The organism is Oscillospiraceae bacterium, from assembly GCA_015065085.1.
Lineage (GTDB): Bacteria > Bacillota > Clostridia > Oscillospirales > SIG627 > SIG627.
Genome location: SVQW01000014.1, coordinates 25851 through 41502, shown reverse-complemented (window position 1 = coordinate 41502; position 15652 = coordinate 25851). Strand labels below are relative to the sequence as shown.

Sequence of the window (15652 nt, the reverse complement as noted above, 5' to 3'; positions counted from 1 at the left end):
GCCGTCTGATATTTTTTTGATTTAATTACGGGTTGATAAGACTGTTCATGAAACAGCTTAAGGTCTTAGTGCTGTAAAGCCTCTGAACCTCGCCACCGTCGACAGTATAATCAACATAAGCTCTTGCGGCAATGCTTCTCGACATCGCGTATTCGTTGTCAAGAGGAACACCGTGGATAACAACCGTGAAGTCGGTTCTGTATTTATCCTGGTAGAATATAGCATCCTGACATTCCTCGACGTATACAAGATCAGCCATGTCGGTACCCTTGAACATTTCGGCAGTGATTTCCTCATCGCCCACAACATCCTCGGGAACAAGAACCATACCATATCCTACAACTTTGATGTCGTTGTCCTTAAAGTTCTCATAGCTCTTGGAAAGAGACATCTTGAAGCGCATACCCATGGGAAGTTCGCCATCGGCTTCTCTCAGCTCGGTGCCTACAACATTGAGCGCGGGCTGAGTCTTGATATCCTTAATGGTGTGTGTCTGCTCGTTTACAGAGCGGAAGAATGCATCGTGGATTGTTGAGTAAACGTAGGTGTGCATGGTCTTACCGCCGTCCTCGAACATCATCACGAAGATAAGTCCTTCGTCCGAACCGAATTTCACGTGATTTGATATGAAATTCTGGTCCTCGCTGATTTTCCTTCCACCATTGGAGTAATCAAGTGCGTATGCGGAGCAGTCGGCAAGTATCTGGATTACATCATTGCCAAAGTCATTCGCAGTGGGAGAGTTCAGATAGCTGTCATCTCTGCTGTGAGGATGCTGTTTGGTGTCATCACCCTGGGAGTGTCCGCAGGTTACGAGAATTACGTTAGGATACTTGGTAACAAGCTTATTATAGATGTCAAGACCTTCATTGCCATCGCTAAATCCATCTGTTTTTGTGGCGTTGGCTTTATCACGATTTGTAAGAGTACCATCCGTAGAGAAGTAGCAGTGGGTAGAAATAATAGCCTGGTGATTCGGATATTTTGTAAGAACATTGCCTACCCATTCAAGCACAGTGTCGCGCGGACCGTATTCCAGCGTAATGAAAATATAGTCAACGCCGCCGATGTTTGCAAGGCTGTACATGTTTTCAAGGCTCTTGGCACCGTTGAAAGTTCCACCGAAGGTGTCGCCAAATCTTCCAACATATTCGTCGTAATCAAATGCTTCCAGGAATCTGGAAGGATCACGAAGCTCTTGACCCAGACCTGAGGATGGAGATGGATAGTCGTGGTTTCCGAGCGGAATTGCATAAGGAATCATGGCGTCATCCAGGTATTTGAAGGACTCGCGGACCACATCCCACTCGAAACGAGTGTTGTTCTGGGTAGCATCGCCGAGAAGGGTTACATAACCGATGTTATATTTATCCTTGTTTTCAGCCATCCACTTGAACAAATAAGGAAGCATTTCGTGATTATTCTCTTTGTCTCTGTCAAAGTAGAAGTAGCTCTGGGTATCACCAAACTGAATGATGGAGTAATCACCCTGAAGACCTGCTTCCATCTTGTACCAACCGGTACTGTTGAATGTTGCGGTGTTTTCATTATTGGAGGAGTCGAAGTATTCCAGCCACTTGTAGCTGTCTGCAGTCAGCGACCAGTGTGCGAGGAGTTCGTCGTCGCTCAAGAAGCGTACATCTTTAAGGTGACCGATGAAGCCGTACGAATTAATTGTTTCAATGTAATTCTCTATGCTATCAGATCCCTTTTCTGTTTTGTAGGTGACATCACTGGCACCGCCAATAATGGGAGCGTTAGTAGTAAAGGTTACAGCAGACCCTTCTGTATCAAGAACACCGTCGAGGTAAATCTTACCGTCGGAGGTGATTGTAACACGAGTCCATTTGTCAGCGTTAAGCGCGGAAGACTGGAGAGTACCCACGGTTATTTTGCCGTCAACCAGCTTAACGGTTGCAGAACCATTGGTGATAATGGGCATTTCCTTTGCGATATCAGCCTGACTAACCATTATATTGAATTCAATGGTATCAGGCACAGATACTAAGTCCTTGGATGCGGTAATGGTGTCGTAACCAAGGAATTCATGCCCTTCGCTTGTGTAAGTAGGAACTACTTCGTCAGCAGGCTTGGGCTGGAAGTTTGTTTTGTAGTTTACTGTCTTGTAGTAGGTTTCGGTTTTATCTCCGTAGCTGAGTCTTACGCTTACGTCAATAGAACCGCCATTTTCCTTGGTAGAGGGCACGTAATTAGTGTAAGTGATGTTGTCTGCAGCTACGCCTGTTATACCTGTACCTTCAAATATATGGTTGATATATTTTTCAGTATGCATTTTAGCATCTGAAATGGTTTTGCCCTCTTGGTAATCGGTGAAGGTCTTTGTCTGGGGGAAGAGCGCTGCGGCAGCATTGAGAGTGTCGGGAGTTGCGGTCAAATCAGCAATTTTTGCAGCGACAATATTTTCATAGAAACCAAGATACTCAACAGTTGCAGTGGTTGCACCCTTGAAGACAACGGTAATGCGTTCAACAATTCCGTCAAAATCACAGCCGTTCAAGTCAATGTAAATATCTTCGCCTTGCTTTTCAAAATCAACGTCTGCGAGAGTGCTTCCGTTGATGCTCAAAGCAATACCTGTTCCGGTGAAATCCGCACCAAGCTTCATAGCCTTGTGAGAGTTAAGATTTGCGATGGTTTTTGCCAGATCAGTATTAAAGGTAAAGGATACATCACTGTCGGCGGTTATAGTCATTGCGGTGTAATCGCAAACAGCTTTTTTGCTGATTTCTTTTACAAATTCGGGGTTTGTGAATTTGTAAATAACGGGGGTGATGGTGTCGGATTTGGAAACAGTGAGAGTGATATTACCGGTGGTGTAAATAACCTCGTTGTTGTATTTTACATCTGCGGTGAACACGTAGCTTCCGTCGGTCGCACCCAATTCGGGAGCGGTGTAGGATACGTCATTGATTACAACGGAAGCCTCATTGTCGAGAAGCATTTTGTCTATGAGTCCCAGTGCTTTCGCCTGTGCGGTTTCGAGAGTATTACCGTCGTAGAAGTCCACTGTTTCGCCTGTGTAGTTTCTGAGTGTGAGCTCGGTATTGGAGGTTACTCTTTCTTTTACTTCGATGTTCTGTACATAATTTCTTGCATCCGCCATGGAGGGAAAGAATGCTATAAATTCGATTTCGGCACTGAGGTCTGCGTATCTGCGTACACCGAAACTAAACTCGAAGGTATCGGACATTCCGATGTAAGCAGGAACAACGGGAGGATTGAGTGCAACATTTACACCGTTTTTCTCGAGGATTCCGGTATCGATGTTATAGTTATATGCCCACATATTATAGCGGTCGGGTATATACGGGTCAATCAAGGTATAGTACCAATTGTCAAGCTGCTGACCCCAACCCATATTGGAAATTGAACCGGTTGTACCGGCTTTATTTTTAAACACAAAGCTACAGTTCATAACATCAGTCATGCGCTTGTGCTTAATCAGAATATACTGATAATTCTGAAGACGGAATGAGCCGCCGGGCATGTTGTCGGAATCGATAGTCAATTTGAAAGCTCCCATGCCTACGGGGTTTTCGTTATCCAATTTCAAGAGATTGTCTTCAATCTTTGGGTTATCAACAGCGGCAATCTTAACTTTAGTATCAGAAAGGAGTGCAGGGTCATTGAAGCGCCACATGATATAGTCATCAGGCTTTTCAGCTACAGGAACTTCAATATTTGTTACCGTGCGTTTTACGTCACCGCTTCGAAGCTCGATATCAATTATGTGTTTGCCTTTTGTATCAGCGGTAGAAGGAATATAGTCTTTAAGCTTTATGTTACCGCCAAGGCCTCCCGATTGCTCCTCAATAAATATCATAAGACCGTTGGTCGCAATAACATCCTTTGTTCTTACACCTGCAAGGTTTACAGTGCCGTCGGGATTGAGGGTGGCTCTGTCATTGTCAATTTCCGTCTTTTCCTTGGCAACGTCGCCCCATATAGCTACTGCGCCGCTTGCGCCAAGGCTTCTCAGCTTTGCTTCGGCATCATCGAGTCTTTTTCCTTGCTCAACAATACTGTCATATGCTTTCGCCTCTTCGAAAGAGGGGAAGAAGCCGATGTAGTAAACCTCTGCGTTACGGGGGAGGTTTGACTGACGCATGAAGTTAAAGCGCATTACGGAGTATTTGGTGTTGTTATCTCTTATTTTTGTATCGGTATTGTCATAGCATTCGGTTCTGTCTGTGGTAAAGTCTATGTATTTTTCGGTATTCTGGGTGATATTTTGAATGTAAACTCTTTCCTCAAGATCGTTTTGGGGGATGTCCTTCATGTTTACAATGACTTCCAAAATATCATCGTCCTGGTGACCGGTACCGGTATAAGGAGTAAACGCACGGCACAGACTAACAGCGGTGTCGTTGTTTATTCCGTAGTATATCTGGAAGCTGCCCCAGGGATTTGGAACAGCACCGCCCGAGATGTTCTTGTGAATTCCCGAAATTTTATATCTGACTTTAATGTATGGAAGATCGTTGATATTAAACTTGGGAGCCACATTGGGGAAGCTGAGATTAATCTGGAAGCCGTCCTCTACTTCAGGCTTCACGGAATTCAATCCGATAACACCGCCGTTATAGATAAGCTCTGCATTGCTGGTGGATGACAGCTTCTGGAATATGGTCTTGTTGTCCATGTAAAGCATTACCGGTTTTGTCAGCTTTGGAATGTTTATTGTGACGCTTACGGTGTATTCGTCATTGGGTTCACTTCCAAACAATACATCAAATACATATGTACCGGCTGCATCGGAGGTAGGACGGTTGAATACGGCGTTTTCGTAGTCGATATTAACGTTTGATACGAAGCCGCATTCTTCAATGTACGCATCAGCAGCTGCTTCGGCATCTTTTTTTGTTATAACGTTGCTGCCGGCGGTAAAGCTGTTTCTCTGACTGAGATATTCAGATTCGTTCTTCATGGTATCGGGGTCATCATCAGGTATATCTACGGCTATTTCAACAGTTGTATCCTTGACAGTACGCTGATATGCTTTGTCGCCAATAGCGATACGAACCTTACAAGTATATACTGTGTCATTACGTGTACCGCTGAGCGCAGTTACGGTAACATTTGCTATACCTCTGTTGTTGATAACGGCTACTGCATTTGCTACGGCATCATCAATTACATCCTGCGCCGCATTTAACCAGGCGTCCGTGCCTGCTCCGACCTTGGTCAGTGCAAGCTCGGAATCGTCAAGTGCGTCAATAATGCTCTGTGCATCTGCATCGTTGGGCATTGCGCCTGCGTAATCCAGCGCTTCCTTTTCGGTAGCAAAGAAGCCGATATATTCAAGCTGCATTGTACTGCCAACTTTTCCGTCAAGCCAGTCCAATCGCCAGTCGTCGGTGAATTTACCGGTCCAGAAGCCGGTGGGAGCACTTTCATAATTGGCAATGGGAGTTTTAGCTGTGCCTACTACGGTACCTGAAGCATCGTATACGGTGTAAGTACAGTAAGCATCGCTTTTTTCGTCTAAATTCAGAACGGTTTTTGTGAAAATATCTTTTCCGAGGACTTTGAACTTAAGTGCCTTGTCAAAACCGAAAATCTGAACCTCGCGATTATAACAATCTGTGGGGTATTTTGTGCTGAATACAATGTAAGGATAATCAGAACGTTCAACCTCGCCCAATGCACTGACGGATAACTTACTGATACCATCGGCATTATTTGCAGTTAATGACATGGCGAGCTTTCCGTCGGCATCATAAAGTGCCTTGCCTTCATAATGCGGGGTGTAGAACGAGTTAATGTCTGTCTGGTTGTTGAACTTAAACACATAGGGAGCGGGGGTGATGTCGGAAGCCGACTCAACATCAAGAACAATGGTTGTATCCTTTACTGTACGCTGAAAACTCTTGTCACCTACAGAGACGCGTACTTTGCAGGTATATTCATTGTTTGAAAGTGTACCGCTGATTGCTGTAACGGTAACGTTTTGTATACCTTTAGCTTTCACAGCGGATACTGCTGTTGCAGTTGCTTCATCAATTTCAGCCTGAGCCAGTGTCAAAGCACTCTGGGCGGTCACACTGCCCTCCAGAGCAAGAGTGGCGTTATTAAGCGCGGTAATAATGCTCTGAGCATCCGCATCGTTAGGCATTGCGCCTGCGTAATCCAGCGCGTCCTTTTCGGTAGCAAAGAAGCCGATGTATTCCCATTGCATGGTTTTGCCGATGCTTGCACCGTCATTCAGCATATCAAATCTGGTTTGTGCGGTCAATGTACCGCTCCAGAAGTTTGCATCGCTTTCAAAACGAGTTGAATAATTGCTGATGTCGGTAGCAGTTTTGACAACACTGCCCGAAGCATCATAAACAGTGTATTTACCTTTACCGGCACTGCTTTTGTCAAGATTGAAAACGGTTTTGGTAAAATAGTCGCTTTTGAAGGGAATAAACTTGAGAGGGGAGCCGGACCATCCGAAATAAAGCTGGGTATCGCAAGAAACCTCTGAATATCTTGTGCCCAAAACCAGGTAAGGATAATTTGCAAGGTTGACTTCACTCAGTACCCCTTCAGGTAAAAAAGTATAAGTATCATTGGTGGTTGCAGTCAGCGACATGGCGAGCTTTCCGTCAACATCGTAAAATGCCTTCGTTGCCTTTTCGCCTTTGTAAGCACTGATATCTGCGGGATTGTTAAATTTAAACACATACTGTGAGGGAGTGGCAGAGGAAAGAACTGCTTCTTGCGCGGCTGACACTGTCATGCAAACGTTTGCAATAAGCGCCAACATAAACACAGTGATCAGCAATATGCGTGAAAAATTCGTTTTTTTCATAGTTTTTTCCTTTCTTTTTTGATTATTGTGTATGATCTATTTAAAAATTCCTGCGAATTTTATTTTTATAAATCTGTCCAGTCAAAAACTACACCGATGGGGAAGTTTTTGTCGTGTGCCAGCCTGTCGTATACCCGAAAAGCTTCGCCATGCGAGTGAATTTCGGTTATCATGGATTTGAAATCAAGTCTTCCGGCAGATAAATATTCCAGTATAGCCTGAGCATCGTCCATCTCTGTCCAGCTGTCATGACTGGATTCGTTTGCGGGGCGCGCACCGCTGTGTGCTCCTATCAGCTGTATGCCGGGACAATGTACATCCCAATAAAAATTCACGGGAGTCGCGAGTCTCGTACATCCCAACAGCACAACCCGTCCGAATTTTGCGGTGTTCTTAAGTGCCTGGTTTAACGCCTCGCCGTTTCCTGTAACTTCAATAACACTGTTTACGCCTTTTTGATGAGTGATCCGCATTATCTTTTCTCTGCAATTCGTATCGGTGGGATCAAAGGCGTAATCTGCTCCCAGCTTCAACGCAAGCTCGCGCCTTTGCTGGTTCATATCCAGCGCGATAATGGGCATTGCACCGGAAAGCTTGGCAAACTGCACGGAAAATAGCCCCAGAAGTCCAAGCCCTACCACCATACAGCTTTCTCCGAGCTGTATTTTTGCTTTGCGTACTGCGGCTAACGAAAATCCGGATATTATGGTCATAGAGGCTTCCCTCATACAAACATTGTCCGGTATATGTAACACTCTGCTCTGATCTCTGACCGTGTAAAGCTTGTGTCCGCCGCCGTGCATCATTACTTTATCGCCCGGTTTGAACTTTGTTACACCTTCGCCGACTTTTTGGATAACACCGGTTCCCGAATATCCTCCTGCCGAAGTTGGATATTCCTTTGTCAAATCAAATTTTTGACCGGTGTGCTCCGATGCGCTTTCATACACTAATCCGGTGAGCACTGCACGCTCCGTGCCTGCACTCAAAGCACTGTAAGATGTTTTTATCAAAACCTCTCCGGCACCGGGAACCGGCATTTGCGTTTCGTAAATATCGGCAACATTTACTTCTTTGAATTTGATTTCAATATTTTTTCTAACCATTTAATCCTCCAGTTCGCAAGTCTTTCGTATCAATTTGTACACTTCAAGCTCGTAGTCGGGGGAAAAGGGATTTTCTTTTTCGCCTGAAACCATTCTTGCAAAGTCAATCATCATATCATCATATCTGCCGTAAGGTTCAAAGGTGAATTGCTGTTCGATAACGGAATTATTTTCTCTGTATCTCAATTGAAGCGTTGATACATTGGCGTTGGTGATTGTTTCGTGAACGGTGGGATCTTCTATGGGTTTGATTTCTATAACACCGTTGGTACCCACAACCACGAGCTGCCGTCTTTTGTAACCATCGGTTTCACATGCAACTGTTTTGGCAAACGAAACACCTCTGTCGTAATGAAAGAGCACAAAGCCGGAGTCCTTCGAGGAACTTTGGTGCAGTCCGCTGGAGGTATTTAAAACCTCAATTTTGTTGGGCTTACCCTGTAACAGATACATAAGGTCCGTCAAATGGCATCCCAGATAAAACATCATACCGCCTTTAAATTCGCCCAGCCAGTCCACAAGGAATTTTGAGTACCATGCACTCATGTGCATTTCGGAAAAAATAATATCGCCCAGCAGTCCGCTCTTTATTATATCGAGTGTTTTAAGTATTGCCGGATTATAACGGTACATATATCCCGTCTGGAATATGACATTTTTCTCTTTGGCTGTTTTCACCAGCTCTTCAAATATTTTTTTGTCTTCACCGCCCGGTTTGTCCATGTGAACATTATATCCCCGCTGAACAAAGAACAACGCATCCTTACCTTGCTCCAGTTCATGGGTTTCCACAATAATGGCGTCTATATCTTTTTCATTCAGAACCTCATCCAATGTCATCCATCTGACGCCCTTGTATGCTTCTGCACTTTCTGCACGTGCTCTGTATTCATCGTTTGGCTCGCAAACACCTACCAATTCATAAATATCAGGCATGCTGCGCATGCAAAGTGCAACGTGGTCTGCGTGGGTACATACCCAGGTTCCATACTGAATTACTCTGATTTTTCTCATATATTACCTCGTTACAACGTATATTTCGATATTGTCATTGCTCGCCGACATTCAGCCAACCCGTTTTCCCTTTGAGAATATCAACATCATGAAACAATAGCGGAATATATTTTTTGTCGCTGTATTCCTGAATGAATTCGACGCTTTTTTCTCTGTTGAAAGGATAACCTGTGTTGATTTTGTCTGTAAGACATTTCTTGTAATAACATTCATCGCCGCACAGCACGTAGGAATCCGCAAGAACGATACACGAACCGATTGAGTGACCGCCGATTTTTCTTACAATCAATTTTTCTGAGAAAGTAAATCCATCCTCAAACAAATTTACATCAAAACCTTCCGGAATGTGCCTCTTAGCTTCGGGATACTCGTCTTTTTGAATATGTACGATTGCTTTTTTGTAATGACCCACTGCAGCAACATGGTCATGGTGAGCATGAGTGATTACAACATCGGTTATATCGTCGGGAGTAAGACCGTATTCTCCGAGCACTTCGACGGGCCTTTTGAAAACCGACATCTCAAATCCGGCTCCGTCATCACACCCTGCGTCGATGAGTATATTTTTGTTTTCTGTCTGTATCAGATAAATAGTAAAAGTGATGGGCAAAAGTACATTACCTCTGCCACCGTCGAAAATGTGACTTTCTCCGAACACCGACTCACCGTACTTCAAAGCAATTATCTTCATAATAAATATTAACACATAAATAGTATGGTTACAAGGAAAAATACACCGGTTGTTCTATATGCTTTTTTCCTCACTGTACCTTAAGAACTACTTTTCCTACATTTTCACCGCGGTAAAGTATATCGTGTGCTTCCTCAGCTTCTGTTATGGGCAGTATCTTATGTATTGTGGGCTTAACTTCACCGGTTGCCACTTTAGGCCATACATTCTTTACAAGCTCAGCCAAAATCTCGGCTTTTACCTGAGGTGTGCGGGAACGGAGTGTGCTTCCTACGATTCTTACGTTTCTGACATAAATGTTCTTAAGGTCGATTTCTGTTTTTTGACCTGCAAGCGCCGCAATCATTATCCATCTTGCACCGTGTGTCAGGTAGTGAATGCATTTGCCCATAATTTCACCGCCAAGGCAATCGATTGCAACATCAACACCGTGTCCGTTTGCCAGTTCTTCCTTTAACACTTCGGATATGTCTTCTTTTGTTGTAACCACAACTCTGTCAGCGTTCAAATGCTTTATTGAGTCAGCAATCTTATCGGACAGAACAGTAGTTATAACTCTTGCACCGAATGCTTTTGCCATGGGGATGACCACGCTGGCAAGACCGCTTGCACCTGCATTCATCAGCAATGTGTTGCCCGGCTTGATGCCGCCTTCACGGAACAGGTTGAGGTATGCTGTTGCAAACGCTTCGGGAATAGCCGCCGCTTCCGCCATGGTACAATTTTCAGGGACAGGCATAAGCATGTCATATTTTACGGCAACGTATTCTGCATATCCGCCGCCACCAAGAAGTGCGCAAACCTTATCTCCGATTTTCCAGTCGGATTTTTCCTTTGCTTCATTTCCGATTGCGGTAATTTCACCTGAAATCTCCAATCCCATCCATTCGGGACATCCTGCGGGGGGAGGATAATCGCCCTCTCTTTGCATAAGGTCCGCACGGTTGAGAGCCGCGTATTCAATTTTAACAAGAACCTCTTCGGATTTTATAACAGGGTCGGGAACATTATCCCATCTTAAACTTCTGTCGTCGTTTACAAGTATTGCTTTCATATGTATATTCTCCTTACAAAATATTTTACTCTGTATACATTATACCACTTGCAAAATTTTAATCAATATGCTATAATGTGAAAAAAGTAATTATTATGTAATCGGGGAGTGGAATTAAATGCCAAATACGGGTATATATGTTTCAGAACTGTCTTTTTGTGAGCATACGTTCCAAAATTACCATTTTTGCAGAGGGAACAGCAATAAAAGGAAAACCAGACTTGGTATCATCGAAAAAGGGTGCGGGACATATATCTATCTCAACAATAAGATGAAGGTGAAGGAAGGAGATGTGATTTTCATTCCCGAAAATGTTTATTGCTATTCCGAATGGAACGGGAATCCTGAAATAAAGGTCATGTATGTAAGCTGCTTTATGCACTATGAAAGCTTCAGATATGAGCCCCAAATAGTGACATGTGACAGCGATACAAAGGAAGCATTACATGAAATAAGCCGTCTGCTGTCTTTGGGCTATCCGGAAGATTTGGAAGCGTATTCGTTGTTTTACAAAGTTTTGCGCAGACTTCTCCCAACCATGGTTCAATCAGGCATTTCTACAGATAAAACACTGCGTACCGCCGTTGCGTATATAACAGATAACTGGGACAAAAGTTTTTCCGTGGGTGATGTGGCAAAAGAATGCTGCGTGAGTGAATCCACACTGTACCATTTGTTTAAAAAGGAATTGGGACAAACACCTGTAAGCTATTTGAATTCAATTAAAATCAACCATGCCATTGAATATCTTGAAAAAAGTAAGTATTCTATTGCAACCATCAGTCATCTGGCATGCTTCAACTCGGAAAATCACTTCAGAAAGGTCTTTTTTGATGTTACCGGAATGACTCCCATGAAATTCAGAAAGAAGACATAAAATCAAATGCGATATGTACACCCCAAAAAATCAGGCACTTTTGGGGGTACATGTCAGAATAGCGTAGGATGGTTATTTCTTGATTATTCTCATTATCATGCCGTCACAGGCGGGAATAACTTTAATATCGCCGTAAATAATCTCTTTAAGTGTGTATTCCTCGGAAATTTTGATTTCAGGAACAATTTCACTGTCGGAATAGTTGAGAACGGTTACCAGAGATTCGGTATCAGACTCGGGGTTAATTGTAACCCCGAGATTTTTATTGTCCGCGGTTACTGCTTTTTTCTTAATTATATCTTTTGCTACCTCGCTGTAAAGACGGTAATAAGGATATATGTTATATCCGTCGGAAGCATCAAAAGCAAGTTTTTCCGGAGCAAAATTAATAAAATATACGGTTCCCTTGCCGTACTTGTTTTTAAGTAATACGGGATTGCCTTTCTCATTTTCCGCGATAACCTCTGCAGTTGTGGGATTTAACAGTATTTCACTTCCGTGATAACCTGCTTTTTCGCCACCAAAGGTGAAGCTGTGGCTTACTCCGGTCATAAATCCCATCGAAGTTGCACCGATTACCTCGGGAAATGTATTAATATGACCACCGTCAAAAGAAATGCATAGTGTAGCACCGTCATTTACACGGCGGATAAGTTCTTCCCACACAGGCTTATATACAATTGTCCAACCGGTAATGGATGGGAGAAAATAAAGCTGTGAGTCGGGAAGAGGCTCTCCATCGCTGAAAGCGATATCCAGGTCAAGACCTGCCTGCTTCGCCAGAATTTGTGAAGAAATGGCAATGTTTTGGTACGATATGGCGCGAGAAAGCACACATACACCGTCCGCTTTGCGTTTGGGAAAAGGAGATGGCAATTTATCAATAATCTTTGACATTTTCTGCATTTCGTATGCTACCGGCTTGGGATTGCCGTCGCTGTCAAAAAGACCGAGCTCTCTTTCAATAACATTCCAGGTGTATGGTGAGAAATCAAGCTTGTCCTGCTCCCATGCACACCACCACTGGTAACCCAAAAGCCCGCTTGTGAGAGCGGAAAGTATCTGCATACGCATAAAGTCTGCCGACATTTCGCGGTTTCCCAAGGCTTGAGTGAAGGTACCGCTTTCTTGAATATAAGACGGCTTTTTTCCTACTCCTGAATAAAAAAAGCATTGTGCGACGGGGAGATATGACATTCGCAGACGGTTATACGGTTCCTTGGCTCCGCCGACAGTGGGGGAGGGATAAGGATGCGTGGTAAGAACGTCGCAAAGCTCACCTTGATGCTGTATTTTCCACTTTCCAACAACATCAAGAGAGTGCATACCGCTTGATATCGGACGTGTTTTGTCCTCACAACGGATAGCATCCGCAACAGCAGCTGTCCATTCATATGCTTCAAACTCGTTTTCTGGCGCACCCATACAGTTGCACTCGTTTCCAAGATCCCACATTACGATACACTGTTCGTTTTTAAGTTCACTTACAAAACGGTGGATGAAGCGTCTCATAAACATACGCGCTTCAGGGTCGGTTATAAGGTTTTTTCCGTTGAGAGCAGGCGGGAAAAACAGTCTTCCGCTCATCCATCCCGTAACTATTGAAACAACAAGTGTCATACCATTTTCTTCTGCGGCGTGGCAGAAATCGCGGAAATCTGCGATTCTGTCCATATCAACTCCGTCATCATATACAGGTTTTCCTGTGTTTGCGTTAACGTATTCACAACGTACGCCCTGATATTGGTATGTCAAATCAACGGGCTGAAAATCTCTCCAGTTTGGGAAAACTCTCATACAGCGAACACCATACTCCGAAAGTTTTTTTAATTCCTCACGGATAGCATTCCCGTCATAGTGACGCCACATTTCGGTTCCGTAATCACGTCCCCAGTAATTTACACCAAGCATGAATTCCATTTTCTTTACCTTTCTATCGAATCAGTCTATCATATGTATACGTATGAGTTTACTGTCATAGTCACCCCAAAGGGTAAAATCAACACCTTTGTTCATAAGCATCTGACCCGAATAAACTCCCATACCCTCCACCTCGTACAGCTTGTCTTCGCAAAGTCCGTAAAGGCGAAGTGCGGGAAAGCTCTGGCGGAAATCGAGATTGAGACCGAAAATGAACAGAACTGCCTCTCTCTTATCTTTTGCAGCAAAGTAAAACGCCGCCAGATTTTCGTTTGAGCGCGGAGAAATAAGACGGTACAGGTCCCCGCATTGTACGGTTTGTCTTATTTCCTTGTAAAGTGAAACGTAATAAGCGAAATCAGCTCGCTCTTGCTCGGTCATTTCGCGAAGGTCTATCGATATTCCCAAAGAGCCCATAAGTCCGATGTGCCCACGGAACGGGAGCGGTGCACTTCTTCCGTTCATAGCGTTGGGAACTTTGCTCAGATGCCCTGCTCCGCCTGCCTCCATTGATCTTATAACATGGGTGAAGCCCTCGTGCAGGAAAAGCTCGTCGCGGGGATCCTGGTTGTCGGAACGATTCATTCTTACGCAATACTTTGTCATGGTTATATCAGCACGCAGACCGCCCGAGGCGCAGTTTTCAATGATTACATGCGGATATTTTTCCTTTATATGGCTGAAAATCTCGTGAAGATGCTTAACGTAGGTGTACCAGAACGCCGTCTCCATTCCCTCAGGCGCATCTGTCCAGCCGGGCTGGGATATGAATCGGTTCATATCCCATTTCAGATAGTCTATATTATGTTTTCCCAAAAGGTTGTCGAGCATATCAATTATAAAGTCACGCACATCCGTACGTGCAAGATTCAGCATAAGCTGATGGCGCATGGTTTCCTTTTGGCGGGTAGGGAAGGAAAAAATCCAATCGGGGTGTTTTGCAAAAAGCTCGGAATCCTCGTTTACCATTTCCGGTTCTACCCATATGCCGAACATCATTCCTTTGCTGTGCACAACATCAATGGTGCGTTGCAGTCCGCCAGGAAATTTTTCCTTGCTGGGATACCAATCACCCAGTCCCGCGTGCTCGCTGTTTCTTTTTCCGAACCAGCCGTCGTCAATTACAAAAAGCTCGATTCCCATCTGAGCGGCAAGATCTGCCAGAGCCTCTATCTTATTCTCGTCTATGTCAAATTGGAAGGCAGTCCAGGAGTTGTAAAGTGCAGGCAGAGGCTTATTCGCGTATTCCTTAGGTCCCAGAACATAACGCTGATAATCGTGAAGCATGCGGGAAGAGCCGCCAAAGCCGCGGGTGGAATACCCCAGCGTCAGAACGGGTGTTTCAAATGAGGTACCGCCGTCAAGCGGCCAGGAAAAATCAAAGTCATTGATTCCCATCTGTACCGTGACTGCACCGTATTCTGTGCGTTCAACCGTCATTTTGAAATTACCGCTCCATTGGAGTGTGCCGAAAATAACCTCACCCGACTCCTCAAGTGCACATCCGTTATCCAATGCAAAATACGGATAATAATGTGAGTTTGAAACACCGCTTCGGGAGTCGAGCACAATTTTTTGTCCTTTTATCTCGGTGCGGTCGAGGTTGTATTCCCGTCCCCAGCCGCCTGTCATATAGGTGAGACGTGTTTTTGCATAATCCTCGAGATAAACTCCCCCTGACATTGCCGAAAGAACAGTGGCACGCTCTGTGCCTTTGTTACTGATTACACTTCGGCGGTTTATCAGGTCGAGACCATTGAATATTTCGTATTCAAGAGCTACCTCTATGGGGTAATATGTATCTGCCATAGTCACTGTCAGACGCATTCCGTCATCGGAAATGGTGTGACTCTTATATATAAGTTCTGTGTCACGTACACCGTCGTTATGGGTAATTCTCAGTGCCGGCTCACAGAAGAAAAGACCGCCCCATGCAGGATATTCCTCACGGTATTTTCGGACAGCTATTCTTGCAAAATCGGGGTTTGTGTCCCGAGGATGGCATCTTGCGGCGTCCTCATCGCGGTCTATTGGGGCACCGTAATGAGCCTCTGCAAGATGTCCGTCATTTTCGATACGGAGTGCGTAAAGAGAATTTTCTGTTCTTATGGCGAACAACTTTTGTTTTTCGTTAAACGTAATAGCCATAAAATCTCACTTTCCACCGCTATGA

Annotated in this window: 8 protein-coding genes; 1 reads left to right on the top strand and 7 read right to left on the bottom strand. The window is 44.3% G+C overall.

The window, feature by feature from the left end:
- Positions 1 to 25: 25 nt before the first annotated feature.
- From E7588_08925 to E7588_08905, 5 genes are all read right to left on the bottom strand, one after another.
- On the bottom strand, positions 26 to 6817 hold the full coding sequence (locus E7588_08925; protein ID MBE6689376.1) for a hypothetical protein: 6792 nt from the start codon (positions 6815 to 6817) through the stop codon (positions 26 to 28).
- 65 nt (positions 6818 to 6882) lie between these two features.
- Positions 6883 to 7923: a zinc-binding alcohol dehydrogenase gene (locus E7588_08920; protein ID MBE6689375.1), complete on the bottom strand. Its 1041-nt coding sequence runs from the start codon at positions 7921 to 7923 to the stop codon at positions 6883 to 6885.
- Complete coding sequence (locus E7588_08915; protein ID MBE6689374.1) at positions 7924 to 8937, bottom strand: Gfo/Idh/MocA family oxidoreductase; 1014 nt, start codon at positions 8935 to 8937, stop codon at positions 7924 to 7926.
- Between the two features lie 34 nt (positions 8938 to 8971).
- Positions 8972 to 9628, bottom strand: coding sequence for an MBL fold metallo-hydrolase (locus E7588_08910; protein MBE6689373.1), 657 nt, complete (start codon positions 9626 to 9628; stop codon positions 8972 to 8974).
- A gap of 70 nt (positions 9629 to 9698) precedes the next feature.
- Positions 9699 to 10682, bottom strand: a complete 984-nt coding sequence (locus E7588_08905; GenBank protein ID MBE6689372.1) for an NAD(P)H-quinone oxidoreductase — start codon at positions 10680 to 10682, stop codon at positions 9699 to 9701.
- A gap of 118 nt (positions 10683 to 10800) precedes the next feature.
- Between E7588_08905 and E7588_08900 the strand changes: the two genes are divergently transcribed.
- Positions 10801 to 11559 (top strand): AraC family transcriptional regulator, encoded by a 759-nt coding sequence (locus tag E7588_08900; GenBank protein MBE6689371.1) that lies wholly within the window; start codon positions 10801 to 10803, stop codon positions 11557 to 11559.
- Between the two features lie 72 nt (positions 11560 to 11631).
- Here the strand turns inward: E7588_08900 and E7588_08895 are convergent, their stop codons facing one another.
- Positions 11632 to 13479 (bottom strand): hypothetical protein, encoded by a 1848-nt coding sequence (locus E7588_08895; GenBank protein ID MBE6689370.1) that lies wholly within the window; start codon positions 13477 to 13479, stop codon positions 11632 to 11634.
- A gap of 21 nt (positions 13480 to 13500) precedes the next feature.
- Entirely contained in the window at positions 13501 to 15627 is a 2127-nt protein-coding gene (locus E7588_08890; protein MBE6689369.1) for an alpha-galactosidase, read from the bottom strand.
- Positions 15628 to 15652 lie beyond the last annotated feature (25 nt).